Genomic DNA, 25,837 nt, shown 5'->3' with positions numbered 1-25,837 from the left:
GCCATGCGTGGATGGCTTGCCCTCTGGTAATCGGGGGCAGAGCCCTTTCCTGTCTGCAAAGGGATCCGACCCCACCGCATCACGGCGCCCGGCGCAGGGTGATCAACGTGATCTCCGACGGCACGCCGATGCGCGCCGGGAACCCGGCCCACAGGCCGGCACCGTTGCTCACGTACAGCGTCATGCCATCCACCGCGTAGCGACCGGAGACGAAGCCGCCGTTGGCGCGCTTCACCAGCTGGTCCATGCCGATGATCTGTCCGCCATGGGTGTGCCCGGACAGCTGCAGCTTCACCCCGCGTGCAGCGGCCTCGCGCGCATTGCGTGGCCGATGGTCGAGCAGGATCACCGGTGCGCTGGGGTCGGCACCGGCCAGGGCGGCCTCCAGGTCGGGCAGCGGCAGGCCATAGCGTGCGGCGACCGGGTCGGTGACGCCGGCGATGGTCAGTGCCGCACCGCCACGGCGCACCTGGGTGTGGCTGTTTTCCAGCACCTGCATGTGCAGCGCGCGGAACGCCTGCATCCATTCGCTGTACTGCGCGTAGTACTCGTGGTTGCCGGTAATGGCGATCACCCCGTCCGGCGCACGCAGGTCCGCCAGTGGCGTGTAATCGTTGCGGCGCGCCTGCACGCTGCCGTCGATCAGGTCGCCGGTGATCACCACCAGATCCGGCTGCAGTGCATTGCTTGCAGCCACGACCTGGCGCACCCAGTCGCCGGTCAGCAGGCGGCTGGCGTGGATGTCGGTGAGCTGCAGCACACGGTAGCCATCGAAGGCCTGCGGCAGGCCTCTGATGGCCACCTCGATCTGCCGTGGCTTGGGCACGGCCATGCCCTGGCTGACACCGAAGGCACTGAGCAGCAGCGCCAGCACCGCGGCAGACGGGCGCAGCGCCTTGCTGCGCAGTACGGAAAGGGCACGCGGTGCGCGCAGCAGGCGCGCGGCCAACAGGCTGGCGTCCAGCACCAGCAACGCCAGGGCCAGCAGCAGCACGGCGGTGGAACCGGTGGCCAGCGTGGCAATGGCCAACTTCGGAATTTCCGGTGAGGCCATCGTGCCCCAGAAGCTGGCGACGATGCGCAGCTGCACGGCAATGCCCACCAGCAGCACCGACAGCACCAGCTTCGACCAGACAGGCAGGCGCAGCGGCCAGAAAAGGCGCCAGGCCACATACAGGCCCATCAGAAAACCAATCGTACTCAGCACTACGACAATCCAGAACGGCGAACAGGCCCGCCATGGTGACGGCAGAAGATGGCGATGGATAGAGCCGGGCATGGGCCCAGCCCCGACATCGTCACGCTTCCGGCAGGCGTTCCACCCGCAACCGGGTGATGCGCCGCTTCTCCATCGCCAGCACGGTGATGCGGATACCGGCCACCTCCAGCGTGTCGCCGATGTCGGGCAGGCGCCCCAGTTGCTCCAGCACCAGCCCGGAAATGGTCATGTAGTCCGCGCTGCGCGGCAGCGACACGCCGGCCAGCCGCTGCAGGTCGTCCAGGGTCAGCGCGCCGTCGGCGTCCCAGCAGTCCTCGCCCTGTGCAACCACGCCATAGCGCTCGTCCTGGGTATCGGCCAGATCACCGGCGATCGCCGCCAGCAGGTCGTTGGCCGTTACCAGGCCTTCCACGCTGCCGTACTCGTCCACCGCCACTGCCAACGGCACCGGGTGCTGGCGGATCAGCTCCAGGGCCTGCAACGCACTGGCGCTGGACAGCACGTACTGCGGCTCGCGCAGGTTGCCTTCCAGTTGCAGTGGCTTGCCCTGCAGCAGGTCGGCCAGCAGGTCACGGCTCTGCACCACGCCTCGCAGGCTGTCCAGATCGCCCTCGCCCACCAGCATCCGTGTATGCGGCGACGCCACCAGGCGTGCGACCACATCGTCGTGACCACGCGCCATGTCGATCCACTGCACGTCGGCACGCACCGTCATCACGCTCGATACCGGACGGTCGGCCAGGCCCAGCACACTGCGGATCATCTCGTGCTCGGCGGGCTGCAGGCGTTCTTCGGTGCTGCCGCGCTCATCGGCTTCATCTTCATCGTGGCCATTGGCCTGGCGCGCACCCAGCAGCCGCAGCACGGCATCGGCAGTACGCTGGCGGAACGGCTGGCGCTGCTCGTTGCGCTCGCGGTTGAAACGTATCCACTGGTTGAACGCTTCCACCAGGATCGAGAACGCGATGGCCGCGTACAGGTACCCCTTCGGAATCCTGTAGCCCAGGCCCTCGGCCACCAGGCTGAAACCGATCATCAGCAGGAAGCCCAGGCACAGCACCACCACGGTCGGGTGCTTGTTGACGAAGCGGGTCAGCGGCTTGCTGGCCAGCAGCATCAGCGCCATCGCGATGGTCACCGCCGCATACATCACGCCGAGGTTGTCGACCATGCCGACCGCGGTGATCACCGAATCCAGCGAGAACACCGCATCGAGCACCACGATCTGCGCCACCACCATCGCAAAGCTGGCATAGACCTTCTTGCCGTCCTCGTGATGCTCGCGGCCTTCAAGCCGCTCGTGCAGCTCCATGGTGCCCTTGAACAGCAGGAACAGGCCGCCGCCGAGCAGGATCAGATCGCGGCCGGAGAAGCTGTGCTGGAACAAGGTGACCAGTGGTTCGGTCAGTTTCATGATCCAGGCCAACGCAGCCAGCAGCACCAGCCGCATCAGCAGCGCCAGCGCCAGGCCGATCACCCGCGCGCGGTCGCGCTGGTGCGGCGGCAGCTTGTCGGCCAGGATCGCGATGAACACCAGGTTGTCGATGCCGAGAACGATCTCCAGCACGACCAGGGTTGCAAGGCCCATCCATATCGAGGGGTCAGCCAACCATTCCATTTCAGGTCCGTTTCGTCAGTAAGGGAAAAGTGGTGGGGTGCAGGCGTGCGGCGCGGCCAGGCTCAATCCGCATCCTGCGCCTGCGCAGGGTCATGCCCGAGCAGGTCGCCAGGGCTGCATTGCAGTTCGCGGCAGATCGCATCGAGGGTGGAAAAGCGGATCGCGCGTGCCTTGCCCGTCTTCAGGATCGACAGGTTGGCCAGGGTGATGTCGATGCGCCCGGCCAGCTCGGACAAAGTCATGCCGCGTTGCTGCAGCATGCGGTCGAGGGTGATGACGATCGCCATCAGATCATGCCCATCAAATCACACCGTCCAGATCGTCGCGCATCGCTGCGCCAACGGTGAACACCCGCGCCAGCACGAACAGCATCAGTACGGCCACCAGGCCGGTGATCGACATGCCACCGCCAACTTCCATCCACGCAAAGTCCGGCCCCATCCAGCTGGCATACAGACCGATCACGATGGACAGCACCTCCATCGCCAGCATCAGCCAGGCCATGCGTTGCAGGCGTACGGCATTGGCATGGGTGAAGGGGCGTTCGTTGGCCGCAGAACGCAACAGCCGCGCCAGGTGGCGCAGGAACACCAGGCACAGCACCAGTAGTGCGACGATGGCGGCAAGGCCCACGCAGAAATGCAGGAACAGATGCGAACCGTGCACGGCCGCGGCCTGCGCGTCGTGCACGCTGTCCAGCAGCCAGCTGCGGTCGTAGGCCACCAGCGGCACCGCCAGCAGCGCGGCCAGGATGCCCAGCCAGCACATCGCGCGCACCGCCTGCACGGCGGTCTGGGCCAGGGTGAACAAGCCGCGCGCAGGAAGGACGCGGGCGGGACGAGCGGTCAAGCAGCCTCCGATGTGGAGCGGCCCTGCCGCCCCAGGGTGGATTTATCGATAAACGATATATCACATCCCCGGGCTGTTGGCTGAATCGCGTGTACTCCTGCAGCGCTACCGGGCGGGTGCCGGTGCAGGCGGCGCGGCCTGTTCGCGCATCGCCTCGCCCGGCGTGGCCGAGGCCATCGCTTGCACCCCGGCCTCGGCGGCCTGCCGGGTGACCAGCCGGAAGCGCACGCGCAGCTTGCTTTCGCCCGGCGTTGCCCAACCGTACTGGATCGCCACCTGGTCGCCGGACAATGGACCGCGCGAGGGCAGCGAGCGGATCTGCAGCGGCTTCGGTGCGGCCTGCATCAGCCGCGCGAAGCCCTTCTGCACCACCGCCGGGTCGGCCTTCTCGGCATACACGGTGCAGGTGCCATCGTCGGCCCAGCTGACCGCATAGCGGCCACTGGCCAACGGCACCATCCATGCCATGCCCGGCTGGCCCTGCAGCAGCGTAGCGGCCTCGGCCGGCTGCAGCGGCGTCAGGCCATTGGCATCCATCAGCGACTGCAGCCGCGCCGGCGCGCCGATGTGCTGCATGCAGGCCGTGTCGAACAGTTCGCTGAAGGGATCCTGCGCCGGTGCCTTCGGCGCACGCGCAGGCTGGGCCATCACCACGATCGGCAGCAGCAGGCCAGCGATCAGCCAGGGCGCAGGGCGCATCGGAACTCCACGGAACGGAAAACAGCGGGGAGGATGACAAAGCCGGGAGGCAGTACGCAACGGGCACGCCCGCGCTTGACATCACCTGCCACCAGGGGGAACATCAGTTAACGAATTAGTTAACTGCAACCATGGACCGCATCTTCGAAGCCCTGGCCTCCACCGCACGCCGGCAGATCCTGGCCTACCTCAGCGCCGGCGAACTCAGCGCGGGCGAGCTGGCCGAGCGCTTCGATTTCAGCAAGCCGGCACTCTCCAGCCACCTGCGCATCCTGGAAGACGCCGGCCTGATCGAACGCGAGAAGCGCGGCCAGTTCGTGTACTTCCGGCAGGTGCCCGACCGCCTGGCCAACACGCTGTTTTCCTGGGCTGCCGAAGTCTGTCCGGTCGGCGGCCCGCTGAAGCGCGAAGCGCGCGCACGCCGCAAGACACCCGCCCGCTGAGGAGCACTGCGATGCCCGGTTCGACCCGCACCAGCCGTTCGTTCCCGAGTATCCAGCTTCCGGCACACGACGGCGGTGGCCCGGTGGAAGTCACCCTGATCGCGCAGCTCGGCATTGGTGCCGGCGATGCGCTGGTAAGCGATGCCAGCCAGCGCCAACGCCACCACCCGGCCTTCATCGATGCGCTGGACGAGCCCTCGGCACGGCTGGGTGGCATGCACCTGCAGCACGGCGATCCGTCATCGCTGTACAGCTTCGTGGTGGGTGCCGGCGGCCATCCCTTCCACCGCCATGCCGGGCCGCGCATGTTCACCGCCATCGCCGGCAGTGCCGGTGCCGAGCTGCGGTTTGCCAGCGCATCCGATCAGCAGCTGGCGGACGATCCGTCGCACTTCCTGCGGTCGCTGCGTCGTGTCCGCATCCCTCCCGATTGCCTGTTCACCGTGCGCTTTGGTGGTGGCACCTGGCACCAGTTCGCCTCGAACAGTCCGGCCCACCCTGCCCTGTTCGCGCTCTCGTGCCACAGCAATGAACTGGCCGGGGCAATGAGCGCGCAGGCACGCGCCCAGGCACAGGCAAACGCCGCGGATATTCCCAGCCTGACCGACGTGCTGCCAGCAGCGCACTGGCCCGGCGCAACCACACTCGCCGCCACGCCGTTGCTGCAACTGTCACTGCGGGCGGCAGCGCCCAGCCTGCGCGCGCGCCTGTGCGTGCAGACGCGCACGTTGCTGGGGCCGCTGCGTCGCTTCAGCCTGGAGCCACTGCGCGGATTCGTGGAGCGGGCGACACCGGCGTACCCGGTCTGCAGCAGCGCGTCGTCGCCTCCAGCGGGAATGCTCGCCAGCGCCCTGCCGCACAGTCACTACAACGACACGACCACGCTGACCCTGCACGGCGGGCAGACCCGCCATCGCTCGGCCTCCGCCCTGCTGGCCGACATACTGGACGGGTTCCTGCGCAACCCGCCGGCGGGCGTCGGCCGCTTGATGGCCCTGCGCAATCGTCTGGTTGCACCACTGCGTCTGCGCACCTCGCCGCTGGGCTGCCCGGTGTCGTCGCTGCTGTCCACCAATCGCAGCCGCGTGTTCGGCGGCCGTTTCCCGGTGCTGGATGCGCGGGTGGATGCGGAAGACCGGTGTGCCGAAGTGCTGCTCGGCGCAGACGACCGCCATCTCCGCTTCCGCAGCAGCGTGCATGTGCAGTTCTGCGAGGACGGCCAGGTCCACATCAGCCTGGGCTCGCGCGTGCAGACGCTCAATGCGTTTGGCCGCTTCTACATGGCCATGATCGACAGCGCCCATCGCCATTACGTGGCCCCGGCACTGCTGCGCCGCGCCGTTGAACATGCGCTGGCACCGGAACTGGCCGCGTGGTCCGGCACGCCTGCACATTCCTGAGCTGCGGCAGCAATGTGCAGGGGCCCTGTGCGGCCCCCGCGATCAGACCACGATCTCGCCCTCGTCCTCGCCATCCCAGTAATGGATGCGGCTGGCGTGTACGTGGATCAGCACCAGACCCGGCGTATCCACGCCCTGCTCGAACCACCGCTCCAGGTCCTTCACCCAATGCTGGGCCATCGTGGCGCGATCGCGGATCAGCGCCGCCCTGCCCTGCACGTGCACGAACAGCGGTGGCTTGCCCAGCAGCGACTTGCTGCCGGTCAGGCCCAGCGCCACGTTCGGGTCGGCGCTGATCTCGCGCACCATGTCGGTGTTTTCCATGGTGAAGAACCAGCTGTCGCCGTCGTAGTCCACATCGCCGTTGTTGCTCATCGGGCGGCCAGCGATCTGGCCGCCGGCATGGGTCTGCAGCATGGTGAAATCGATGCCGGCCATTTTCTTGGCCAGTTCGGGAAGGGTGAGCGTGGTCATGGGCAGTTCCTTCAACAGATGGGTGTCCAGCGTCTGCCCGACGCGGTGACCGATGCGTGGATGGCTGCTGGCGCCTTCTTCACGCAGTGGCCGCAGTTGGCCTTCCCGCGTGCAACGCCCCCGCGCCGCGGTGACCGTCACTCATCAGCGTAGATAGCGGAACACCAGGTCATCCGGATCGCTGCGCGCCGCCTGCGCGTCCAACACGCCGCCGAGGCGGACCGCCACTGCCTGCGAGGCGTGGTTGTCCGCTGCCATGTAGCTCACCAGCGTCGGCAATCCGCGCACGACGAACCCCCAATCACGCAGCGCCGCCGCCGCTTCGCTGGCGAAACCCTGCCCTTCCTGCCCGGCATACAGCAACCAGCCCAGTTCCTGTTCCGGAAACAGCGGGCCATGGTTGATGCCGACCTGGCCGATGCACTCGCCCGTGTCGCGGCGCTCGATCATCAACGCGCCGTGGCCGAACAGATGCCAGCTGGCCAGGTCGTGGCAGAACTGCCCCCACGCGGCGACCTCAGCGAACGGCCCGCCCATGCCGCTTGCACGGGGCGAGGCCAGGAACGCGGCATACACCGGGAAGTCATCCAAGCATTGCGCACGCAGGCGCAGGCGCGGTGTCTCCAGCACAGGGATGTGGATCATGCGTGTGCCAGTCAGTACACGGCCAGGAAGCCGCAGCCGCGGCGTTGTGGTTGACCCTCGACAGTCACCTGCACGCTGGCCGACGTATCCACGCCTTCGGCGTTGCGGCAGGGCTCGCGCTTGATCTCGACGATGGTGGGCTGCTTGCCCAGCGTACCGTTGAGTACCGTCAACGAACTGGGCGCACCGGCCGGCTGGCCGAGGTAGCGCAGCGTTCCAGCGCTGCTGCGGCCAGCAACGTTGAGCGTGGCATCGTGGTTGCCCTTGCCGGTGGAGGCGATCTCGATGGACCAGCCGGCGCCCCCGCCGGTGAAGGCAGGCACCGGGCTGGCATCAGCGGCGATCGACGGATGACGCGGCGCATCGGCGCCCGGATCGGGCCGCGGTGTGCTGCTGGCGCAGCCAGCGAACAGGCCCGCCAGCAGCGTGGCAGTCACAACGGAACGCAGGGGCATGGCGTACTCCAGGGACGGGCGAGTGGCCAGTCTAGGCAGCAGCGCGTGCGCTGGCGATGAACGAGGCTGCCCTCAGCGTGCCGCACGTCCAGCAGGGGACACCTGCACCCGGTCGCGGCCCAGCGCCTTGGCCTCGTACATGGCGGCGTCGGCGGCACGCACCAGCGCGTGCCAGCCGATCGGGTCAAGCGCGCCCTGGGCAACACCGAAGCTGGCCGTGACCCGCAGGATGTCACGGCTGCCCAGCACGATGTCGTGCGCACGCAATGCCACCCGCAGCGACTCGGCCAACCGCCGGCCACTGGCCAGATCACCATCGGCCAGCAGCACCAGGAATTCCTCGCCACCGTAACGGGCGATGCTGTCGTTGCGGCGCAGGTGGCTGCGCAGCAACTGCGCCACCTGCACCAGCACGTCATCACCGGCCGCGTGCCCCTGGCCATCGTTGATCGCCTTGAAATGGTCCACGTCCAGCAGAATCACCACCGCCTGCGTGCTTCCCTCGGCACGCCGCTGTCGTACCCGTTCCTCCAGCGAGCGCCGGTTCAACAGGCCGGTCAGTTGATCGGTATCGGCCAGCTCACGCAGTTCACGGGTCAATGCCGAGCGCTGGTGCGACTTCGCCCGCAGTACCTCGATGGCATCGAACAGGCGCTGCATTTCCGCCATCGGGTGGGTGGCATGCTGCTCTGCACCCGGCGTGTCCGAGGCGATCTGGATCACCTGCGCCTGCGCCTGCAGCAACGGCCGCAGGATCTGCACGTGGGCGATGCGCAGTGCCAGCGCAAGCAGCAGCAGCGTACCCAGCACAGTGGCACCCAGCACGGCCAGGCGTACCGCTTCCTTGTTGCGGGTGTGCTGGAAGCGCGCGATCGAAACGCCGAGGTAGCCATCACGCAGCGCTTCCAGCGATTGCAGGGTGGGCACATAGCGCGCGGTGAACTCGGCCGCCGTCCACGGTGCAGGCGCGCCGCGCCGGCCATCGTCGATCAGCTTTTCCACCATCGGCAGCGACTGGCCGAAGAACTGCCGGCGCGCCATGTCCCAGTGCAGGGACAGCGCCGGCTCGCTGCGGAACACCGATTCGTGGCTGGCGGCCAACCGCCACAGCTCCAGCAGGCGGCCCTCGGTCTGCTGCGCAGCGCGCACCTGCGACTCCCGCCACGCGCCGGGCACGGCCAGCGGCGCCATCACGTTGGATGCCAAGCGGCCACCGTGCTCGCGCAGGTCGATCAGGATCTGCCCCTGCATGGCAGGAATCGCGGCTTCGCGATCAGCCGCGACCAGATCGCTGATCTGCACCGAGGTCAGCGCCTGCAGCCGGTCGTACACCGCGAACATGTTGTTGATCGCGTGCTCCACCTCCTCTGCCGAGCGCTCGCCTCTTGGCAGCGCGGCCACCCGGTCGACCGCGGCGCGCGCAGTCTGCAACCGGCGCCGCGCTTCGTGCAGGCGCGGTGTTTCGTCCACCACCCGCGGGTCGTTCTGGAACACGCTCTGCAGGTGCTGCGTCGCTGCGTCCACCCGCTGCCGTGCGACCGCCAGCTGCGCGGCCAGTCGGCGCTGCTCCTGCACATCGGTGCTGTCGGCGCCGAGCAGGCTGTTGGCCGGTCCACGCTCGGCCGACACCAGATTGGCCAGTTCGAAGGTCTGCCGCAGCTGCTGCAGGCTGACCAGGTTGGCCTCGGCTTCGGTGTAGCGCTGCGTGCCCTGCACCAGCGCGATGGCCATCAGCGGCAGCGTGCACAGCACGAACAGGCCACCGAGGATCCAGAGCCAGGTCTGCAGTCCGTTTGGCGATGCCCTGCGGCCCATCGATGTGTCCCCTGGGGTGCGGATCAGTGTAGCGCTCTGCCCCGGGTAAAGGCGGGTCAGATCCAGCGCTGGTCCACCAGTTCGCGCTTCACGTAGGCGTAGAACACCGGCGCGGCTACCAGTCCGGGCAGGCCGAAGGCCGCCTCCATCACCAGCATGGCCAGCAGCAGCTCCCAGGCGCGCGCCTGGATCTCGCCGCCGACGATGCGCGCGTTGAGGAAGTACTCCAGCTTGTGGATCACCACCAGGTACAGCAGCGCAGCCACGGCCACGTAGAACGACACCGACAGCGCGACGATGGCGATGATGGTGTTGGAGATGATGTTGCCCACCACCGGCAGCAGGCCCGCCAGGAAGGTGATCAGCACCAGCGTCTTCGACAACGGCAGGTGCACGCCGAACAGCGGCAGCACGCCCAGCAGGAAGATGGCGGTGAACACGGTGTTGAGCAGCGATATCTTCACCTGCGCGAACACCACCTGGCGGAACGCGGTGGCCAGGCGGCTGGTGCGGCCGATCAGTTCCTGCGCCAGCGGGCCCATCTTCGGCAGCGGCAGTTCGTCGTACAGCGCGATCATCGCGCCCAGCACCATGCCGATCAGCACCCGCACGCCCACCTGCACCACCGATGTGCCGGCCACGCCCAGCTGGCGCTGGTGCTCGGCGGCCCATTCGTTCACGGCGGCGCGCAGCGCCGTCAGATCCTCGGGAATGTAGGGCTGCAGCAGGGCCGGCACCTGGTGGCGCGAGGTGTTGAGGATGTCCATCAACCGCGCCAGCAGCACGTCCGGGCCACCGGTCTCGTTGCGGAAGAACGAGGCCACGCCGATACCGGCCAGCACCAGCACGCTGATGATCACCGCCGACAGCACGATCACCGCGATCGCCCGCGCCCGGCCGGGACGCAGCTTGCCTTCCACGGTGGAGGCCAGCACATGGGTCAGCTGGAACACCAGCAGGCCCGACAGCAGGGTCACCACCAGGCCAAGCTTCAGTGCCAGCCACATGCCCAGCAGCATCATCAGCCAGGCGGCGATGCGTGCGGCGGGAGGCCTGGGCAGGGTCGGGATGACGAGGGACATCGGGGCACATCCTGGTGGGGTGGCCCATGGTAGTGGATTGAGGTGATGCGCCCGCGCATGCGCGTCCCTGTGGCGGTCGCGTGCCGTCAGCGTGCGGCCACCGCCCCTGCCGCACGCGCCAATGCGGCCGCCTCCTGATCACCCTTGCGCTCGCTGTAGCGATCCACCAGGTAGTCCGCGCGATCCCGCGTGAGCAGGGTGAACTTGACCAGTTCCTCCATCACATCCACCACCCGGTCGTAGTACGCGGAGGGTTTCATCCGCCCGTTCTCGTCGAACTCCTGCCATGCCTTGGCCACCGAAGACTGGTTGGGGATGGTCAGCATGCGCATCCACCGCCCCAGCACGCGCAGCGTGTTGACCGTGTTGAACGACTGCGAACCGCCACTGACCTGCATCACCGCCAGCGCCCTGCCCTGCGTCGGGCGCACGCTGCCGTCTTCCAGCGGCAGCCAGTCGATCTGGTTCTTGAACACGCCGGTGACCGTGCCATGGCGCTCCGGGCTGATCCAGACCTGGCCTTCGGACCAGTGCGACCACGCGCGCAGGCGCTGCACTTCAGGGTGATCGGCGTCGACGCTGTCGAGCATGGGCAACCCATGCGGATCGAACACCCGGGTCTCGCAGCCGAGGTGGCGCAGCAGGCGCTCGGCCTCCAGCGCCAGCTTGCGGCTGAACGACTGCGGGCGCAGCGAGCCATACAGCAGCAGGATCCGCGGCGGGTGTGCGCGGCCGGCGCCCAGCAGGGTCGGGTCGGGCTGGGGAAGCGAGGCTTCGGCCAGATTCGGAAGGGTGGCACTTGCGATGGATTCATTCATTCGACTATTCTAGAAATATGGAAACGAAGAATGCAATCGCCGCCCTTACCGCCCTCGGCCATGCCACCCGGCTGGCCGCGTTCCGGCTCCTGGTCGAAGCCGGCCCGGCCGGACGCATGGCCGGTGACATCGCCGCCGCCCTGCAGGTGCCGCCGGCCACGCTCAGCTTCCACCTGAAGGAGCTGCTGCAGGCCGGGCTGGTCGAGAGCGAGAGCCAGGGCCGCAATGTCTGCTACCGCGCCAACTTCAGCGCGATGACCGGCCTGATCGACTACCTCACCCACAACTGCTGCGCGGGCTCGCCCGATCCGGCCTGCAGCCCCACCTCCCCTGATTGCGCCTGCTGACCGGAAATCTGCTTCGTGACCACCCAACGCGTCCTGTTCCTGTGCACGGGCAATTCCGCCCGCAGCGTCCTCGCCGAAGCCACCCTGCGGGCGTGGGCCGGTCATCGCTTCGAGGTCTTCAGCGCCGGCAGCCAGCCCACCGGCGAGGTCAATCCGTTCGCACTTGCGCAGTTGCAGGCCGAGGGCATTGCAACGGCAGGCCTGCGCAGCAAATCGTGGGACGAGTTCGCCGACGGCGCGCCGATGGACCTGGTGATCACGGTCTGCGATGCCGCGGCCGCCGAGGCATGCCCGGTGGTGTTCGGCGATTTCGTGCGCGCGCACTGGGGCCTGCCTGATCCGGCTGCCGTCGATGGCAGCGCGGAGGACAAGGCGGCTGCGTTCGCGCAGGCCCACGCCATCATCAAGGCACGGTTGCTGGGCCTGCTGGCATTGCCCGCAGACACATGGTCCGATCGTGTGCGGTTGAAGGATGCGCTGGATCGCATTGGCTTCGTGCAGCCTGGGGACGGCCAGGCGTGAGCGCACCAGCACCGATGGGATTGTTCGAGCGTTACCTGACCCTGTGGGTGGCGCTGTGCATCGTGGCCGGCACCCTGCTTGGCCACGCGCTGCCGCAGCCATTCGCTGCGCTGGCGTCGGCGGAGGTGGCCAAGGTCAACCTGCCCATCGCGGTGCTGATCTGGCTGATGATCATCCCGATGCTGCTGCGGGTCGATTTCAGTGCGATGCGCCAGCTCGGCCAGCACTGGAAAGGCATCGGCGTAACGCTGTTCATCAACTGGGCAGTCAAGCCTTTCTCGATGGCGTTGCTGGGTTGGTTCTTCCTGCGCCACGTGTTCGCCGACGCGCTGCCCGCCGCGCAGATCGACAGCTACATCGCCGGGCTGATCCTGCTGGCAGCAGCGCCCTGCACCGCGATGGTCTTCGTGTGGAGCAACCTCTGCCGCGGCGATGCCAATTTCACCCTCAGCCAGGTCGCGTTGAACGACGCGATCATGGTGGTGGCCTATGCACCGGTGGTGGCGCTGCTGCTGGGCCTGTCGGCGATCAGCGTGCCGTGGGACACGCTGCTGCTGTCGGTGTCGCTGTACATCATCGCGCCGGTGCTGGTGGCCGCACTGCTGCGGCGCTGGATGCTGGCCCGTCGCGGCCAGGCTGGCCTGCAGTCCGCGCTGCGCACGCTGGGCCCGGTCTCGCTGCTGGCCCTGCTGCTGACGCTGGTGCTGCTGTTCGGTTTCCAGGGCGAGCAGATCGTGCAGCAGCCGCTGGTCATCGCCATCCTGGCGGTGCCGATCCTGATCCAGGTCTACTTCAACTCCGGGCTGGCCTACCTGCTCAACCGGCGCCTGGGTGTTGCCCACTGCGTGGCCGGTCCCTCGGCGCTGATCGGCGCCAGCAACTTCTTCGAACTGGCCGTGGCCACCGCCGTGGGCCTGTTCGGCGTGCATTCCGGCGCGGCGCTGGCGACCGTGGTCGGCGTGCTGATCGAAGTGCCGGTGATGCTGTCTGTGGTGCGCGTGGTCAATGCATCGCGCGGCTGGTACGAGCGGCGCTGAGGCAGGCACGCACCGCGCAGGTCGGCAGGCTGCCGGCGCCATCGCTCTCAACATCCACTTCACCCGTGATGGGATTCGATGGCCGGACAGGAGCTCCTGCTGCAGCGCCCGGTCGGTTGGGCAAGGCATACCGCCCTGCATCGTTGTTGATCATCCCCCGCCCTGCCCACCCTGAGGACGTTGCCGTGGACACATCGCTTCACTCCCTTGCGAAGCTGGCCGCCCGCGTGTTGCTGATGCTGCTGTTCCTGGTATCGGGCCTGGGCAAGCTGTCCGACCCGGCGGCGACACAGGGCTACATGGCGGCGATGGGTCTTCCCGGCATCCTGTTGTGGCCCACCATCCTGTTCGAGATCGGCACGGCCCTGTGCATCCTGCTCGGTTTCCAGACCCGGGCAGTGGCCGCGGTGCTGGCCGCCTTCAGCCTGGTCACGGCCTTCATCTTCCACCACCAGCTCGCCGACCCGGTGCAGCAGATCATGTTCCTGAAGAACCTGGCCATCGCCGGCGGCTTCCTGCTGTTGGCCTGCAGCGGGCCTGGCCGCTTCAGCGTGGACGCCAGGCGCGGCAAGCCCTGATGCGGGCAAAGCGCGGCATCCCGCCGCCCTGCCCTTGCCTCAGCGTCCCTTGGGCGGGGCCGTCGAACCCCGCAGCATCACGCTGAAATCCAGCGTCTGCTGAAGCGGTACATCGACCTGTTCGATGATGGCGAGCAGCAGGTTGACCGCGCGCTCACCGATCTCCCGCATCGGTTGCCTGATGGTCGTCAACGGAGGCGTGAGGTAACGCGATGACGCCAGGTCGTCGAAGCCGACGATGGAGACGTCATCCGGCACGCGGATGCCCAGATCCCGGCAGGCTGCCAACGCACCCAGCGCCATCTGGTCACTGAAGCAGAAGATCGCGGTGGGTGCGGTTGCGGGCGGCAGCAACGCCATCGCGGCCGCATGACCGGACTCCACGGAAAAGTCACCCGGCACGACGCTGAGGTGGCGCAGGCGGCCACGCGCCCTGCCGGCGGCGCGCACGCCTTCCAGCCGTTGCGTGTGCAGGGGATTGTCGGGCGGTCCGCCCACCACAGCGATCCGCTCGTGCCCCAGTCCGTACAGATGCTCCATCACAGCGCGCGCGGCGGCCGCGTTGTCGATGTGGACGCTGGGGATGCCCAGCGCGGGATCGAATTCGCAGCCATTGACCACCGGTGCAGCGGTACCTCGTTGCTGGACAATCTCGCGCGCCGTCGGCGGCAGGCGATGCCCCAGCACGATCAGACCATCGGCCTCGTTGCGTCGGAGCATCTGCGCGTAGCGCTCCTCGCGCTCGGGCAGGTTCTGGGTGTCGCCCAGCAGGACGGCGTAGCCCACGGCCTGCGCCGCATCCTCCGCGCCCTGCAGGATCTGCGCGAAGAACGGGTTGGCGATGTCCGGCACGGTGACCAGGATCTTGCCGCTGCGCTGTGTCTTGAGGGTCCTGGCCACCGTGTTGGGCACGTAGCCCAGCGCAGCAGCGGCCTGCTCAATGCGCGCGCGTGTAGCCGGCAGCACTTTGTCCGGCCGGGAAAGCGCTCGCGACACCGTGCCTGCGGAGACGCCGACGTGCCTTGCGATGTCGTAGATGGTGGCCATGGCGTTACCTCTTCCTTCCGCTGTGCAGTGCACAACGGGTCTTTCGAATGCCCCTGCTAGGATAATGCAATCGATTGCATCGAGGGCGAATCAACGTGAAGACGCTCAAGGGTCCAGCGCTGTTCCTGGCGCAGTTCATCGGCGACACACCTCCCTTTGATCGGCTGGACACGCTGGCCGGATGGGCCGCGGGGCTGGGCTATTCTGGCGTACAAGTGCCGACCAGCGCGCCCCACCTGTTCGATCTGGCCGAGGCGGCGCGCAGCCAGGCGTACTGCGACGATGTCAGCGGCATGCTGGGCGGATATGGCCTGCAGATCACCGAGCTGTCCACCCACCTGCAGGGGCAGCTGGTTGCCGTCCATCCGGCCTATGACAGCCTGTTCGACGGATTCGCGCCGCCGGAAAAGCGTGGCGATCCGGCCGCCCGCCAGGCCTGGGCGGTGCAGCAGCTGCTGCTGGCCGCCAAGGCCAGCCAGCGCCTGGGGCTGACCGCGCATGCCACGTTCTCCGGCGCACTGGCCTGGCCTTACTTCTATCCCTGGCCGCAGCGGCCACCCGGGCTGGTGGACGAAGCCTTCGCCGAACTCGGCCGACGCTGGCGCCCGATCCTGGATGCCTTTGACGCCTGCGGCGTGGACCTGTGCTTCGAGATCCATCCCGGCGAGGACCTGCATGACGGCGCGACCTTCGAGCGCTTCCTCGACGTGGTGGACCACCATCCCCGCGCGAAAATCCTGTACGACCCCAGCCACCTGCTGCTGCAGCAGATGGACTACCTCGGCTTCATCGACCGTTACCACGATCGCATCGGCATCTTCCACGTCAAGGACGCGGAATATCACTCCAGTGCCAGCAGTGGCGTGTATGGCGGCTACCAGGACTGGATCGATCGTCCGGGGCGGTTCCGTTCACCCGGCGATGGGCAGATCGACTTCAAGGCGATCTTCTCGAAGTTCGCCCAGTACGACTTTCCCGGCTGGGCAGTGCTGGAATGGGAGTGCTGCCTGAAGCACCCGGAAGACGGCGCACGGGAAGGAGCCGCCTTCATCCGCGACCACATCATCCGCGTGACCGAACGCGCCTTCGACGACTTTGCCGACAGCGGCACCGATCCCGGATCGCTGCGCCGCATGCTCGGGATCTGAGACATCACTGCCTGGGAGGGCAAGCCATGACGCACACCATGTCGCGCTTGGGCGCGATGATGTTTCTGCAGTTCTTCATCTGGGGGGCATGGTTCGTCACCCTGGGAACCTATCTGGTGCAGGGCCCGCTGCAGGCCAGCGCAAGCCAGGTGGCGACGGCCTTCCTCAGCCAGTCCATCGGTGCCATCGTCGCGCCTTTCCTGGTCGGTTTGATCGCTGACCGCTACTTCGCGGCGCAGCGCATCCTTGCGGTCCTGCACCTGGCTGGCGCAGTGCTGATGTGGCTGGCGTCCACCGCAACCAGCTTCAGCATGTTCTCCGCCTGCGTCATGGGCTACATGCTGCTGTTCATGCCGACGCTGGCACTGGCCAACAGCGTGGCGATGCGGCACATGCAGTCGCCCGAGAAACAGTTCCCGCTGGTGCGGGTGGCCGGCAGCGTCGGCTGGATCGTGGCAGGCGTGCTGATCGGCTGGCTGGGCTGGGAACAGGCGCACCGGCTCGAGCTGACCTTCCGGATGGCGGCGATGGCGTCGCTGGCGCTGGGCCTGTATGCGTTCACCCTGCCGCACACCCCGCCGCTGGCACAGCAGCGCGACGCCGGGCTGGGGCAGATCCTGGGGCTGGATTCGCTGCGCCTGCTGAAGTCACGCTCGTACCTGGTGTTCTTCCTGGCGTCCATCGCGATCTGCATCCCGCTGGCGTTCTACTACAACTTCACCAACCCGTATCTCAACGACCTGGGCGTGCGCGGCGCGGCGGGCCTGCAGTCGCTGGGACAGGTCTCCGAAGTCCTGCTGATGCTGGCCATGCCGTTCCTGTTCGTGCGCCTGGGGGTGAAGACGATGCTGGCGGTGGGCATGGCCGCATGGGTCGTGCGTTACGTCATGTTCGCCTTTGGCGATGCGGGCGGCGGCTTCTCGCTGCTGGTGATCGGCATCGTGCTGCACGGCATCTGCTACGACTTCTTCTTCGTCACCGGCCAGATCTACACCGATGCGCATGCCGGCCCGGCCGCGCGCAGCAGCGCGCAGGGATTCATCACCCTGGCCACGTATGGCGTGGGCATGCTGATCGGCACGTTCCTGTCCGGCGCGGTGGTGGAGCACTTCACCACGGCAGCCGGTCCGGACTGGCAGCAGATCTGGCTGTTCCCGGCAGGGGTCGCGCTGCTCGTGCTGATCGCCTTCCTGCTGCTGTTCCGCGACCGGCCAGTGGTTGCGGCCGCAGCTTCCACGCCCTGAGGACCCTACCTGATGCCAAAGCCTGGAATCGCCATCGTCGGCACGGGAATGATCGGTGCCGTGCACCGTCGCGCGGCGCTGCTGGCGGGCGCCGACATCCGTGGCGTGGCCGCCTCTTCTCCGCAGCGCGCACGCGACGTGGCGCAGGCGTGGGGTGTCCCGCGTGCCTATCGGGACATCGAGGAGGTGGTCGCTGATCCACAGGTGCAGGTCGTGCACGTATGCACGCCCAACCACCTGCACCGCCCCATGGCACAGGCCGCACTGGAAGCCGGCAAGCACGTGGTCTGCGAGAAGCCGCTGGCCACCACGCTGGAGGACGCCCGGGCGCTGGCGGCGTTGGCTACCGCCAACGCGCTGGTCGCCACGGTGCCCTTCGTCTACCGCTACCACCCGGTGGTCCGCGAGGCGCGCGCGCGCATCGCCCACGGCGAACTGGGGCCACTGCACCTCATCCACGGCAGCTACCTGCAGGACTGGCTGCTGGACCCGGCCAGCAACAACTGGCGCGTGGACCCGGCGCTGGGCGGCGCCTCGCGCGTGTTCGCCGACATCGGCTCGCACTGGTGCGACCTGGTGGAATGGGTCAGCGGCGAGCGCTTCGCCGAGGTCAGCGCGGCATTCGACACGGTGATCGCCGAACGCAGCACCGACACCGGGCAGAGCTTCACCACAGCAGCGGCCGGTGGCGCGATGCAGGCGGTCACCAGCGAGGACGTGGCCGCGGCGATGTTCCGCACCGGCGCCGGGACGCTGGCATCGTTGACGGTCAGCCAGGTATCGGCCGGACGCCACAACCGTCTCTGGTTCGAGATTGATGGTGCCAGGGCCAGTGTGGCGTTCAACCAGGAAGATGCCGAGCGCCTGTGGATCGGCAAGCCCGACCAGCGCGAGGAAGTATTCGTGCGCGGGCCGGGCGCCGGCAGTGCCGAACAGCGCCGGCTGTCGCTGTTGCCGGCCGGGCACGCGCAGGGCTACGGCCACTGCTTCGAGGCATTCGTCGCCGACACCTACCGCGCCATCGAAGGCGAGCGACCGGATGGCCTGCCCACCTTCGAAGACGGTGTGCGCTCGGCGCTGATCGTCGACCGCGTCATCACCTCGGCCAGGACCCGTGCCTGGACCGCCATCGGTTGAACCCCGGGAGCCTCCCTTGATGAACACGCCTGCCCGCAGAACTGCCACCCTCGCCCTGCTGCTGTTCGCTGCCCTGCCCGCCTTCGCCAACGAAGCCGTTACCCCGCACAAGCCCATCGCCGTGCAGATGTACACACTGCGCAACGCCGGCCCGCTCGACCAGCAGTTGAAGATCGTCCACGACGCCGGCGTGGATGCGGTGGAAACGGTGGGCACGCAGGGCGTCAGCGCGGCCGAACTCAAGCAGTTGCTGGACCGGTATTCGATCAGGGCGATTTCCTCCCACGTGCAACTGGCCGAGCTGCGCAAGGACCTGGACGGCGTGGTGGCCTTCAACCGGTCGATCGGCAACACCACCCTGGTGGTGCCTTACCTGGACGCGAAGGATCGGCCGACCGATGCCGCAGGCTGGACCGCGCTGGGCAAGGAACTGGGCGCGATCGCCAAGCAGGTACGGGCCAAGGGCATGCGCCTGGCCTACCACAACCATGACTTCGAACTGGTCGACTTCAATGGCCGGACCGGCCTGGAACTGCTGTTCGCAGCGGCCGGGCCGGACCTGCAGACCGAGCTGGACCTGGCTTGGGTCGCACGTGCGGGCCTGGACCCGGCGGTGATGCTCGGCAAGTTCCGCGGCCACCTGTTCGCGGTACACGCCAAGGACAATGCAGCCAAGGGCCAGGCCGAAGACGAGGGCGGCTTCGCTGCCGTCGGCCAGGGTGTGCTGGACTGGCGCGCGATCCTGCCAGCCGCCGCAGCGGCCGGCGTGCACTGGTACATCCTCGAGCACGACCAGCCACGCGATCCGGCCAAGGTCATCCAGACCGGCGCGGACTACCTGCGTGAACACCTGTCCCCCCGCCTGCCAGCCAGCGCGCAGCGCTAGTACGCGAAGGAGTCCTGATTGAAAACGATGCTGAAAATGGCTGTGATTCTCTGTGCGGCGATGCTGGCAACCACGGCATGGTCCAAGGACGACCCTGCAGCCGGCGCAAAGCTCTACACAGCGAACTGCACGGCCTGCCATGGTGCCGATCGCGCCGGCATGCCAGGCGCATTCCCCGCGCTCACCGACATCGGCAAGCGCCTGGATGCCGCGCAGATCAAGGACAAGATCAGGAAGGGCGGCGGACTGATGCCGCCGTTCTCCCAGCTGTCGCAACAGGAGATCGACGACATCACCAGCTTTCTGGCGAAATAGGCCGCCAGCGTTACAGTTCGCGCACCCATATGTTGCGGTAGCTGACCTTGGCGTCGTGCTCCTGCAGATGGATCGGCGCGCACGCATGCGGTGAATACGAGGGCGGGCCGATGTACTCGGTCCTGCCCGCCAGCACGGTGTCGTCCTGCACCAGCACACCGTTGTGCAGCACGGTGATGCGCGCGGGCGAGATGAGCCCGCCGCCCGGCGAGAAGCGCGGCGCCTTCCAGAGGATGTCGTAGGCCTGCCACTGCCCCGGTGCGCGCGAGGCGTTCACCAGCGGCATGGCCTGCTTGTAGATGGAGCCGGCCTGGCCGTTGGCATAGGTCGGGTTGTTGTAGCTGTCCAGCACCTGCAGCTCATAGAGTTCCTGCAGGAAGATGCCGCTGTTGCCCCGGTTCTGGCCGTCGAAACCCTTGGTCTCGACAGGTGTGCGCCACTCGACATGCAGCTGGATATCGCAGAAGCGCTGCTTGGTGCGGATGCCCTTGCTGCCCGGCACGATGGTCATGGCGCCGTCGGCGACGGTCCAGGGCACACGCCCACCCTGCTCCGACTCCCAGGCGGAGGCATCGTTGCCATCGAACAGCACGATGGCGTCTGAAGGAGCCTTGCCCGGCGGCGTGGCCACGGTTGCAGGCACGGGCGTCCACACCTCGGTCTTCGCCGGGTCGCGCGCGGGATCTGTGTTGGCCTGCGCGAACGCCGGTGCTGCGGCCAGCACGCCGGCGGCGATCAATAGCGGCGCGATCTTCATGGCGTGATCCATCAGCTGGTCCCCCATGCGGGCGTGCCGGGCACATAGGCCAGGTCGCCGTCGTAGCGGCCCGGCACGGCGACGTAACGCAGAACCTCGGTCGCGCCAACCTTGGAGGTAAAGAAACCGAAGATGGTGAGCTGCTTGAACATCGTGAAGTAGTGCGGCATCGGCTCTCCTGCTTCGGCGGTGCCGGTTTCGGTCACCTCGACCGCGTGCTTCCTGGCCTCTGCATCCAGCGCGCGCAGCAGTTCGGTGCGGGCCTGCGGCGCAAGTGACACAAAGCGGCCGCCGGCGCGTTTGTCGATATCGACCAGGCCGGCGCGGAAAGCCGCCAGCTGCCGGGTGGTGTAGCAGTCGCTGACGAACGTCGCCATGAACGCACCGGCGCCTGCGTCTTTCGCCCCCGGCGTTTTCGTCCGCGGCAGGATGGTCTCGGCGATCTCGTCCAGCGTGCCGACCTCCGCGTCGGTAAAGCGCGTCTTCGCCCCTGCAGCGGGAGCCTGTGCCTGACCGAGCGCGGGCAGGCCGATCATCGCCGCGCCGGTGGCGGCGACGATCATCTTCAGCAGTTCGCGGCGGTCCATCAGAGGTTCCCCGCTTTCAGTTCGCGCACGGCATGGTCGGCAGCCCGCGCGGTCAGTGCCATGTAGGTCAGCGACGGATTCACGCACGCGCTGGAGGTCATGCAGGCACCGTCGGTGACATAGACGTTGGGCGCATCCCAGACCTGGTTGTGCTGGTTCAGCACGGACGTCCTGCGGTCACGGCCCATGCGCGCGGTCCCCATCTCATGGATGCCCTTGCCCGGGGCGTAGTCGTTGTCGTGCATCTCCACGTCCTTGACGCCGGCGGCCTCGAGCATCTCGGCGGCATCGGCGGCCATGTCCTTGCGCATGGCCAGTTCGTTGGCGCGCATCGCTACGTCCATCGCCAGCACCGGCAGTCCCCACTTGTCCTTGCGGTCCCGGTCCAGGCGGATCGTGTTGTCGTGGTGCGGCAGCATTTCGCCGAAGCCGGTCATGCCGATGCGCCAGTCACCGGGCACGGTCAACGCCTCCTTCAGGTCGGCGCCGATGTTCAGCTCGGCAATCTCGCGCGACCACCCCGTGCGGCTGGCACCGCCCTGGTAGCCGAAACCACGCAGGTAGCCGCGCTTGTCAGCGGCCACGTTGCGGAAGCGGGGAATGTAGAAGCCGCAGGGACGACGGCCGAAGTAGTACTTGTCCTCGAAGCCTTCGACCCGGCCGGAGGCACCCGCGCCGAAATGATGGTCCATCACGTTGTGTCCCAGCTCACCCGACGATGAGCCCAGCCCGCCCTCCCACACATCGGTGGCCGAGTTCATCAGCAGCCAGGTCGAATTGAAGGAGGAGGCGTTGAGGAAGATGACCTTGGCCGTGTACTGGTAGGTCTGGCCGGTCTCTGCGTCGATGATCTCCACGCCCCGCGCCCGCTTGCGGTCCTTGTCGTAGAGCACTTCCTTGACGATGGAGAACGGCCGCAAGGTCAGGTTGCCGGTCTTCATCGCCGCTGGCAGTGTCGCCGCCTGGGTGGAGAAATAGGCACCGAAGGGACAGCCGAGGATGCACTTGTTGCGGTACTGGCAGTTGACGCGGCCCTGCTCAGGCATCGGCTTGGTGATGTTCGCCGTGCGCGAGTGGATCATGTGCCGGGTTCCGCCGAAGGCCTTCCTGATCCGCGCGGCCACGTCCTTTTCGACGATGTTCAACGGGATCGGCGGCAGGAACTCGCCGTCCGGCAGCACGTCCAGCCCTTCGCGCGTACCGGCGATGCCGGCGAACTTCTCCACATGGTCGTACCAGGGTGCGATGTCGGCGTAGCGGATCGGCCAGTCGGTGGCGATGCCGTCCTTCAGGTTCGCCTCAAAATCCAGGTCGGAGAAGCGATAGCTCTGACGGCCCCACATCAGCGAACGGCCACCCACGTGGTAGCCGCGGAACCAGTCGAATCGTTTGGTCTCGATGTACGGCGATTCCTGTTCGTCGGCCCACATGCCCTGCAGGTTCTCGGCCAGCGCGTAGTCGCGCATCAGCACCGGGAAGGCGGCCTTCATCGCCTGTGTAGGCCGGTTGCGATGCGGGAAATCCCACGGCTCCTTCATCGCGTTGACGTAGTCCTTGACGTGCTCGATGTTGCGTCCGCGTTCCAGCATCAGGACCTTGAGGCCCTTCCCGGTCAGTTCCTTCGCCGCCCAACCGCCACTGATTCCCGAGCCAACAACGATGGCGTCGTAATGATTTTCTGCCATGGATCTCTCACCTGGTGGATATCGTTTCAGACGTCGCAGAGGCGGATGGCCTCGCGCAGCGAACCGACGGGATCCGGTGCCACAGGCATGAATTCCTGCGCCAGATACCCATCGAAACCGGTGTCGCGGATCGCGCGACAGATGGCGGGGTAATTGAGTTCCTGCTGGTCCCCGATCTCGTGCCGGCCCGGCACGCCCGCGGTGTGGTAATGCTTGAAACAGGCGTGATGCCTGCCGATGGTGGCGATGATGTCGCCCTCCATGATCTGCATGTGATAGATGTCGTACAGCAGGCCGAAGTTGTCCGAGCCAAGCCGCTGGCACAGCTCCACGCCCCAGGCGGAGTGGTCGCACAGGTAGTCGCGATGATCGACCCTGGAGTTCAGCAGCTCCATCACCAGCACCACGCCACGTTTCTCGGCGTGCCCGAGGATGCGCTTGAGGCCGGCCTCGGCATTGGCCATGCCCTCCTGCGGGTCCATCCCGTTGCGGTTGCCGGAAAAGCAGATGAGGTTGCGGTAACCGGCATCGGCCACCAGGTCGATATGCCGCGTGTAGCGCTCCACCAGCTGATCGTGGAACTCACGGGCGGCAAAGCCCTTGGTAAGGCCCAGCTCGGCGCCGTTGCACATCGAGCTGTATACGCCATGGGCCTTCAACGTGGACCAATCCTCCGGGCCCACCAGGTCAATGGCGGCAAAACCGATGTCCTTCACCGTCGCGCAGAGCTGGGCGACCGACAGCTGCGGGAAGGTCCAGCGTGCGACGGCGTGCTTCAGGTTGCCCTTGAGCGGCGCCGTGGCGGCAAACACAGGCAGAACGCCCGCCGCCCCCAAGCCAAGGCTCGCAGCGGCCGCCATGCGCAGCGCATCGCGCCGCGTGAGGCCCGGGGCCGGTCTGATCGAATGGATGGACATCCACCTGCCGGCCTCCCAACCGGTATCAAACGCAACGATTCACGGCAATGCAATCGATTGCACCATAGGGGAGGAAATTGTCTGTTTGCAAGTCGCGGTGCACGAAAATCAATGCTGCGAGGCACAACTCCGCAGCCGTGAAACCTGGAAAAGAAAAGCCCCGCATAGGCGGGGCTTTTGTTCTTCCTGCAGACGAGCGTTCGATCAGAACGGAATATCGTCGTCAGCGAAATCATCCATCGGCGGCGCCGACTGCTGCGGCTGCTGCTGCGGACGCTGCTGGCCGTAGCCGCCGCCCTGGTTGCCGCCCTGGTTGTAACCACCGCCCTGGCCGCCACGCGGGTTGCCACCGCCGCCGCTGCCGTATTCCTGGCGCGGGGCCTGCTGGCGCTGCGGGCGCTCGCCGCCAGCGAAGTTGCCACCGCCGCCACCGCCGCCTTCACCGCGGCCGCCCAGCATCTGCATTTCATCGGCGACGATGTCGGTGGAGTACTTCTCCACGCCGTCCTGGCCGGTGTACTTGTCGTAACGCAGGCTGCCTTCGACGTACACCGAGCTGCCCTTGCGCAGGTACTCGCCGGCGATCTCGCCGAGCTTGCCGAAGAACACCACGCGGTGCCATTCGGTACGTTCCTGCTGGTTGCCATCCTTGTCCTTGCGGACGCTGGTGGTAGCCAGGCTGATGCGGGTGATCGCCATGCCGCTCTGGGTGTACTTCACGTCCGGGTCGTTGCCGAGGTTGCCGACCAGGATGACTTTGTTGATGCCGCGCGCCATAGGTACCTTCGTCCGTTGTCCAGGGGCAGGCCGCCAGTGATAGCACGTCCCCGGGCGGGGGTGCAGAGCGCTGGGGTCGCCCCCGGGAAATTTGGGGGAATACGAGAACGGGTCATCTTACCATCCCCTCGGCCGACACCTGGGTCGGGAAAGCCCCCGGCCATGGCCGGAATCCGGCCTGCAGCCCCCTGGGCAGGGCACTGCGCGCGCCCTGCCCCGGCGCGCGGCGCCAGCCCATCGGCGCCCCATGGCATCATTCCCCGATCATTTCCCTGCCGGCCCCCATGACCATCAAAGGCAAAGCCACCTCCCTGGACATCGCCCACCTGGCCGGGGTCTCCCAGCCCACGGTGTCGCGGGCCCTGCGCGGCAGCCCGATGGTCAACGCCGAAACCCGCGAGCGCATCCTGCGCATCGCCCGCGAGCTGAACTACAAGGTCGACAAGAATGCCTCCAGCCTGCGCCTGCGCAATGCCGGCACGCTGGCCCTGCTGTTCTTCGAGGACCCGACCAACGACGACTCGCTGATCAACCCGTTCTTCCACTCGATGCTGGGGTCGATCACCCGCGCCTGCGCGCTGCATGGGCAGGACCTGCTGGTGTCCTTCCAGCAGCTGTCCACCGACTGGCAGGCCGATTACGAAGACAGCAACAAGGCCGATGGCATCATCCTGCTGGGCTATGGCGACTACCACCAGTCGCGCGACCGCCTGCAGCGGCTGGTGGAACAAGGCACCCACTTCGTGCGCTGGGGCGCGGCCCTGCCCGGCCAGCCGGGGGTGTCGATCGGCAGCGACAACTTCCAGGGCGGGCATGACATCACCGCCCACCTGCTGGAACAGGGCTGCCGCCGCATCGCCTTCCTCGGCCATGCCTCCAGCCATTACCCGGAATTCCAGGAGCGCTATCGCGGCCACGTCGAGGCGCTGCGTGTGCATGGCCTGACCGCCGACCCGGCGCTGCAGCACGATGCGATCACCACCGAGGCGTCCGGGCATGAGGCGTGCCTGTCACTGCTGGCCCAGGACCGTTCCATCGATGCGGTCTGCGCGGCCAGCGACCTGATCGCCATCGGCGCGGTGCGCGCGCTGCGCGAGCAGGGCCTGCGGGTCCCGCAGGACGTGGCGGTGACCGGCTTCGATGACATCCCGCTGGCAGCCTCGGTGTCACCGCCGCTCACCACCGTGCAGCAGGACACCAAGCAGGCCGGCCAGCTGCTGGTGGAGAAGCTGCTGGCGCTGATCGGCCGGCAGCCGGTGGAAGGCCAGAGCATTCCGGTGAAGCTGGTGGTGCGCGAGTCGTCGCTGCGCGCGTAGCCCTTCGGTGGCGCCAAGCC

The 25,837-nt window shown here is 67.3% G+C and carries 29 protein-coding genes; 12 read left to right on the top strand and 17 right to left on the bottom strand.

The window, feature by feature from the left end; all coding sequences use genetic code 11:
* Nucleotides 1-79: 79 nt before the first annotated feature.
* The 5 genes from ACUXVE_RS07500 to ACUXVE_RS07480 all read right to left on the bottom strand — a co-directional run bounded on the left by ACUXVE_RS07500 (nt 80) and on the right by ACUXVE_RS07480 (nt 4,385).
* Entirely contained in the window at nt 80-1,216 is a 1,137-nt protein-coding gene (locus ACUXVE_RS07500; RefSeq protein ID WP_445514176.1) for a metallophosphoesterase, read from the bottom strand.
* A gap of 82 nt (nt 1,217-1,298) precedes the next feature.
* A complete protein-coding gene (locus tag ACUXVE_RS07495; RefSeq protein ID WP_222390363.1) occupies nt 1,299-2,837 on the bottom strand; it encodes a TerC family protein in 1,539 nt (512 codons plus the stop codon).
* A 62-nt stretch (nt 2,838-2,899) separates the two neighbouring features.
* The gene (locus ACUXVE_RS07490; RefSeq protein WP_025873919.1) at nt 2,900-3,124 is read right to left on the bottom strand and encodes a helix-turn-helix domain-containing protein; all 225 of its coding nucleotides are present in this window, start codon (nt 3,122-3,124) and stop codon (nt 2,900-2,902) included.
* Between the two features lie 13 nt (nt 3,125-3,137).
* Nucleotides 3,138-3,605: a DUF2975 domain-containing protein gene (locus tag ACUXVE_RS07485; RefSeq protein WP_025873920.1), complete on the bottom strand. Its 468-nt coding sequence runs from the start codon at nt 3,603-3,605 to the stop codon at nt 3,138-3,140.
* 186 nt (nt 3,606-3,791) lie between these two features.
* Nucleotides 3,792-4,385, bottom strand: coding sequence for an NMCC_0638 family (lipo)protein (locus ACUXVE_RS07480; RefSeq protein WP_032975907.1), 594 nt, complete (start codon nt 4,383-4,385; stop codon nt 3,792-3,794).
* A 131-nt stretch (nt 4,386-4,516) separates the two neighbouring features.
* Here ACUXVE_RS07480 and ACUXVE_RS07475 point away from each other — a divergent pair, with 131 nt between their 5' ends.
* Nucleotides 4,517-4,828 (top strand): metalloregulator ArsR/SmtB family transcription factor, encoded by a 312-nt coding sequence (locus tag ACUXVE_RS07475; RefSeq protein WP_025873922.1) that lies wholly within the window; start codon nt 4,517-4,519, stop codon nt 4,826-4,828.
* Between the two features lie 11 nt (nt 4,829-4,839).
* Complete coding sequence (locus ACUXVE_RS07470; RefSeq protein ID WP_445514132.1) at nt 4,840-6,228, top strand: DUF2867 domain-containing protein; 1,389 nt, start codon at nt 4,840-4,842, stop codon at nt 6,226-6,228.
* Nucleotides 6,229-6,270: 42 nt separating this feature from the next.
* On the opposite strand, the gene ACUXVE_RS07465 is transcribed toward ACUXVE_RS07470, so the two are convergent.
* From ACUXVE_RS07465 to arsH, 6 genes are all read right to left on the bottom strand, one after another.
* Nucleotides 6,271-6,702, bottom strand: coding sequence for a pyridoxamine 5'-phosphate oxidase family protein (locus tag ACUXVE_RS07465; protein WP_025873924.1), 432 nt, complete (start codon nt 6,700-6,702; stop codon nt 6,271-6,273).
* A 144-nt stretch (nt 6,703-6,846) separates the two neighbouring features.
* Nucleotides 6,847-7,347 (bottom strand): GNAT family N-acetyltransferase, encoded by a 501-nt coding sequence (locus ACUXVE_RS07460; protein ID WP_445514131.1) that lies wholly within the window; start codon nt 7,345-7,347, stop codon nt 6,847-6,849.
* Between the two features lie 11 nt (nt 7,348-7,358).
* The gene (locus ACUXVE_RS07455; RefSeq protein ID WP_445514130.1) at nt 7,359-7,802 is read right to left on the bottom strand and encodes a hypothetical protein; all 444 of its coding nucleotides are present in this window, start codon (nt 7,800-7,802) and stop codon (nt 7,359-7,361) included.
* Between the two features lie 72 nt (nt 7,803-7,874).
* On the bottom strand, nt 7,875-9,617 hold the full coding sequence (locus tag ACUXVE_RS07450; RefSeq protein ID WP_154879619.1) for a GGDEF domain-containing protein: 1,743 nt from the start codon (nt 9,615-9,617) through the stop codon (nt 7,875-7,877).
* A gap of 56 nt (nt 9,618-9,673) precedes the next feature.
* Nucleotides 9,674-10,699 carry an AI-2E family transporter gene (locus ACUXVE_RS07445; RefSeq protein WP_032975895.1) on the bottom strand — a complete coding sequence of 342 codons (1,026 nt, stop codon included), beginning with the start codon at nt 10,697-10,699 and terminating at the stop codon, nt 9,674-9,676.
* Nucleotides 10,700-10,785: 86 nt separating this feature from the next.
* Nucleotides 10,786-11,517, bottom strand: a complete 732-nt coding sequence (gene arsH / locus ACUXVE_RS07440; protein ID WP_222390371.1) for an arsenical resistance protein ArsH — start codon at nt 11,515-11,517, stop codon at nt 10,786-10,788.
* Between the two features lie 17 nt (nt 11,518-11,534).
* On the opposite strand from arsH, the gene ACUXVE_RS07435 reads away from it, so the two are divergent.
* The 4 genes from ACUXVE_RS07435 (at nt 11,535) to ACUXVE_RS07420 (ending at nt 14,001) form a co-directional block, all read left to right on the top strand.
* Nucleotides 11,535-11,864, top strand: coding sequence for an ArsR/SmtB family transcription factor (locus ACUXVE_RS07435; protein WP_080149449.1), 330 nt, complete (start codon nt 11,535-11,537; stop codon nt 11,862-11,864).
* Between the two features lie 15 nt (nt 11,865-11,879).
* A complete protein-coding gene (locus ACUXVE_RS07430) occupies nt 11,880-12,386 on the top strand; it encodes an arsenate reductase ArsC (protein WP_445514129.1) in 507 nt (168 codons plus the stop codon).
* Nucleotides 12,387-12,400: 14 nt separating this feature from the next.
* Entirely contained in the window at nt 12,401-13,423 is a 1,023-nt protein-coding gene (gene arsB, locus ACUXVE_RS07425; protein ID WP_140224925.1) for an ACR3 family arsenite efflux transporter, read from the top strand.
* Nucleotides 13,424-13,608: 185 nt separating this feature from the next.
* Nucleotides 13,609-14,001 carry a DoxX family protein gene (locus tag ACUXVE_RS07420; RefSeq protein ID WP_025873933.1) on the top strand — a complete coding sequence of 131 codons (393 nt, stop codon included), beginning with the start codon at nt 13,609-13,611 and terminating at the stop codon, nt 13,999-14,001.
* 39 nt (nt 14,002-14,040) lie between these two features.
* On the opposite strand, the gene ACUXVE_RS07415 is transcribed toward ACUXVE_RS07420, so the two are convergent.
* Complete coding sequence (locus tag ACUXVE_RS07415) at nt 14,041-15,048, bottom strand: LacI family DNA-binding transcriptional regulator (RefSeq protein ID WP_025873934.1); 1,008 nt, start codon at nt 15,046-15,048, stop codon at nt 14,041-14,043.
* 95 nt (nt 15,049-15,143) lie between these two features.
* Between ACUXVE_RS07415 and ACUXVE_RS07410 the strand changes: the two genes are divergently transcribed.
* Genes ACUXVE_RS07410 through ACUXVE_RS07390 form a run of 5 tightly spaced genes read left to right on the top strand, consistent with a single transcriptional unit; the run spans nt 15,144 to nt 19,778 of the window.
* Nucleotides 15,144-16,196, top strand: coding sequence for a sugar phosphate isomerase/epimerase family protein (locus ACUXVE_RS07410; RefSeq protein WP_445514128.1), 1,053 nt, complete (start codon nt 15,144-15,146; stop codon nt 16,194-16,196).
* A gap of 26 nt (nt 16,197-16,222) precedes the next feature.
* A complete protein-coding gene (locus ACUXVE_RS07405) occupies nt 16,223-17,440 on the top strand; it encodes a nucleoside permease (protein WP_093817598.1) in 1,218 nt (405 codons plus the stop codon).
* Between the two features lie 12 nt (nt 17,441-17,452).
* Nucleotides 17,453-18,577: a Gfo/Idh/MocA family protein gene (locus ACUXVE_RS07400; RefSeq protein ID WP_105163603.1), complete on the top strand. Its 1,125-nt coding sequence runs from the start codon at nt 17,453-17,455 to the stop codon at nt 18,575-18,577.
* A 19-nt stretch (nt 18,578-18,596) separates the two neighbouring features.
* A complete protein-coding gene (locus ACUXVE_RS07395) occupies nt 18,597-19,463 on the top strand; it encodes a sugar phosphate isomerase/epimerase family protein (protein ID WP_208081889.1) in 867 nt (288 codons plus the stop codon).
* A gap of 36 nt (nt 19,464-19,499) precedes the next feature.
* Nucleotides 19,500-19,778, top strand: coding sequence for a c-type cytochrome (locus tag ACUXVE_RS07390; RefSeq protein ID WP_445514175.1), 279 nt, complete (start codon nt 19,500-19,502; stop codon nt 19,776-19,778).
* Nucleotides 19,779-19,788: 10 nt separating this feature from the next.
* Here ACUXVE_RS07390 and ACUXVE_RS07385 read toward each other — a convergent pair whose 3' ends face one another.
* The 5 genes from ACUXVE_RS07385 to ACUXVE_RS07365 form a co-directional block, all read right to left on the bottom strand.
* A complete protein-coding gene (locus tag ACUXVE_RS07385; protein WP_445514127.1) occupies nt 19,789-20,562 on the bottom strand; it encodes a 3-keto-disaccharide hydrolase in 774 nt (257 codons plus the stop codon).
* A complete protein-coding gene (locus tag ACUXVE_RS07380; protein WP_445514126.1) occupies nt 20,547-21,122 on the bottom strand; it encodes a gluconate 2-dehydrogenase subunit 3 family protein in 576 nt (191 codons plus the stop codon). The genes ACUXVE_RS07385 and ACUXVE_RS07380 overlap by 16 nt, the downstream gene beginning before the upstream one ends.
* On the bottom strand, nt 21,122-22,807 hold the full coding sequence (locus ACUXVE_RS07375) for a GMC oxidoreductase (protein ID WP_445514125.1): 1,686 nt from the start codon (nt 22,805-22,807) through the stop codon (nt 21,122-21,124). Before ACUXVE_RS07375 ends, ACUXVE_RS07380 begins: the two co-directional genes overlap by 1 nt.
* Nucleotides 22,808-22,833: 26 nt before the next feature.
* Entirely contained in the window at nt 22,834-23,724 is an 891-nt protein-coding gene (locus tag ACUXVE_RS07370) for a hydroxypyruvate isomerase family protein (RefSeq protein WP_222390392.1), read from the bottom strand.
* Nucleotides 23,725-23,928: 204 nt separating this feature from the next.
* The gene (locus tag ACUXVE_RS07365) at nt 23,929-24,501 is read right to left on the bottom strand and encodes a single-stranded DNA-binding protein (RefSeq protein WP_445514124.1); all 573 of its coding nucleotides are present in this window, start codon (nt 24,499-24,501) and stop codon (nt 23,929-23,931) included.
* A gap of 284 nt (nt 24,502-24,785) precedes the next feature.
* Between ACUXVE_RS07365 and ACUXVE_RS07360 the strand changes: the two genes are divergently transcribed.
* Nucleotides 24,786-25,817 (top strand): LacI family DNA-binding transcriptional regulator, encoded by a 1,032-nt coding sequence (locus tag ACUXVE_RS07360; protein WP_445514123.1) that lies wholly within the window; start codon nt 24,786-24,788, stop codon nt 25,815-25,817.
* Nucleotides 25,818-25,837 lie beyond the last annotated feature (20 nt).

The organism is Stenotrophomonas sp. 3(2025) (assembly GCF_052665395.1).
The sequence above is the reverse complement of the archived record's forward strand: the minus strand, read 5'-3'. Positions and strand labels throughout refer to the sequence as shown.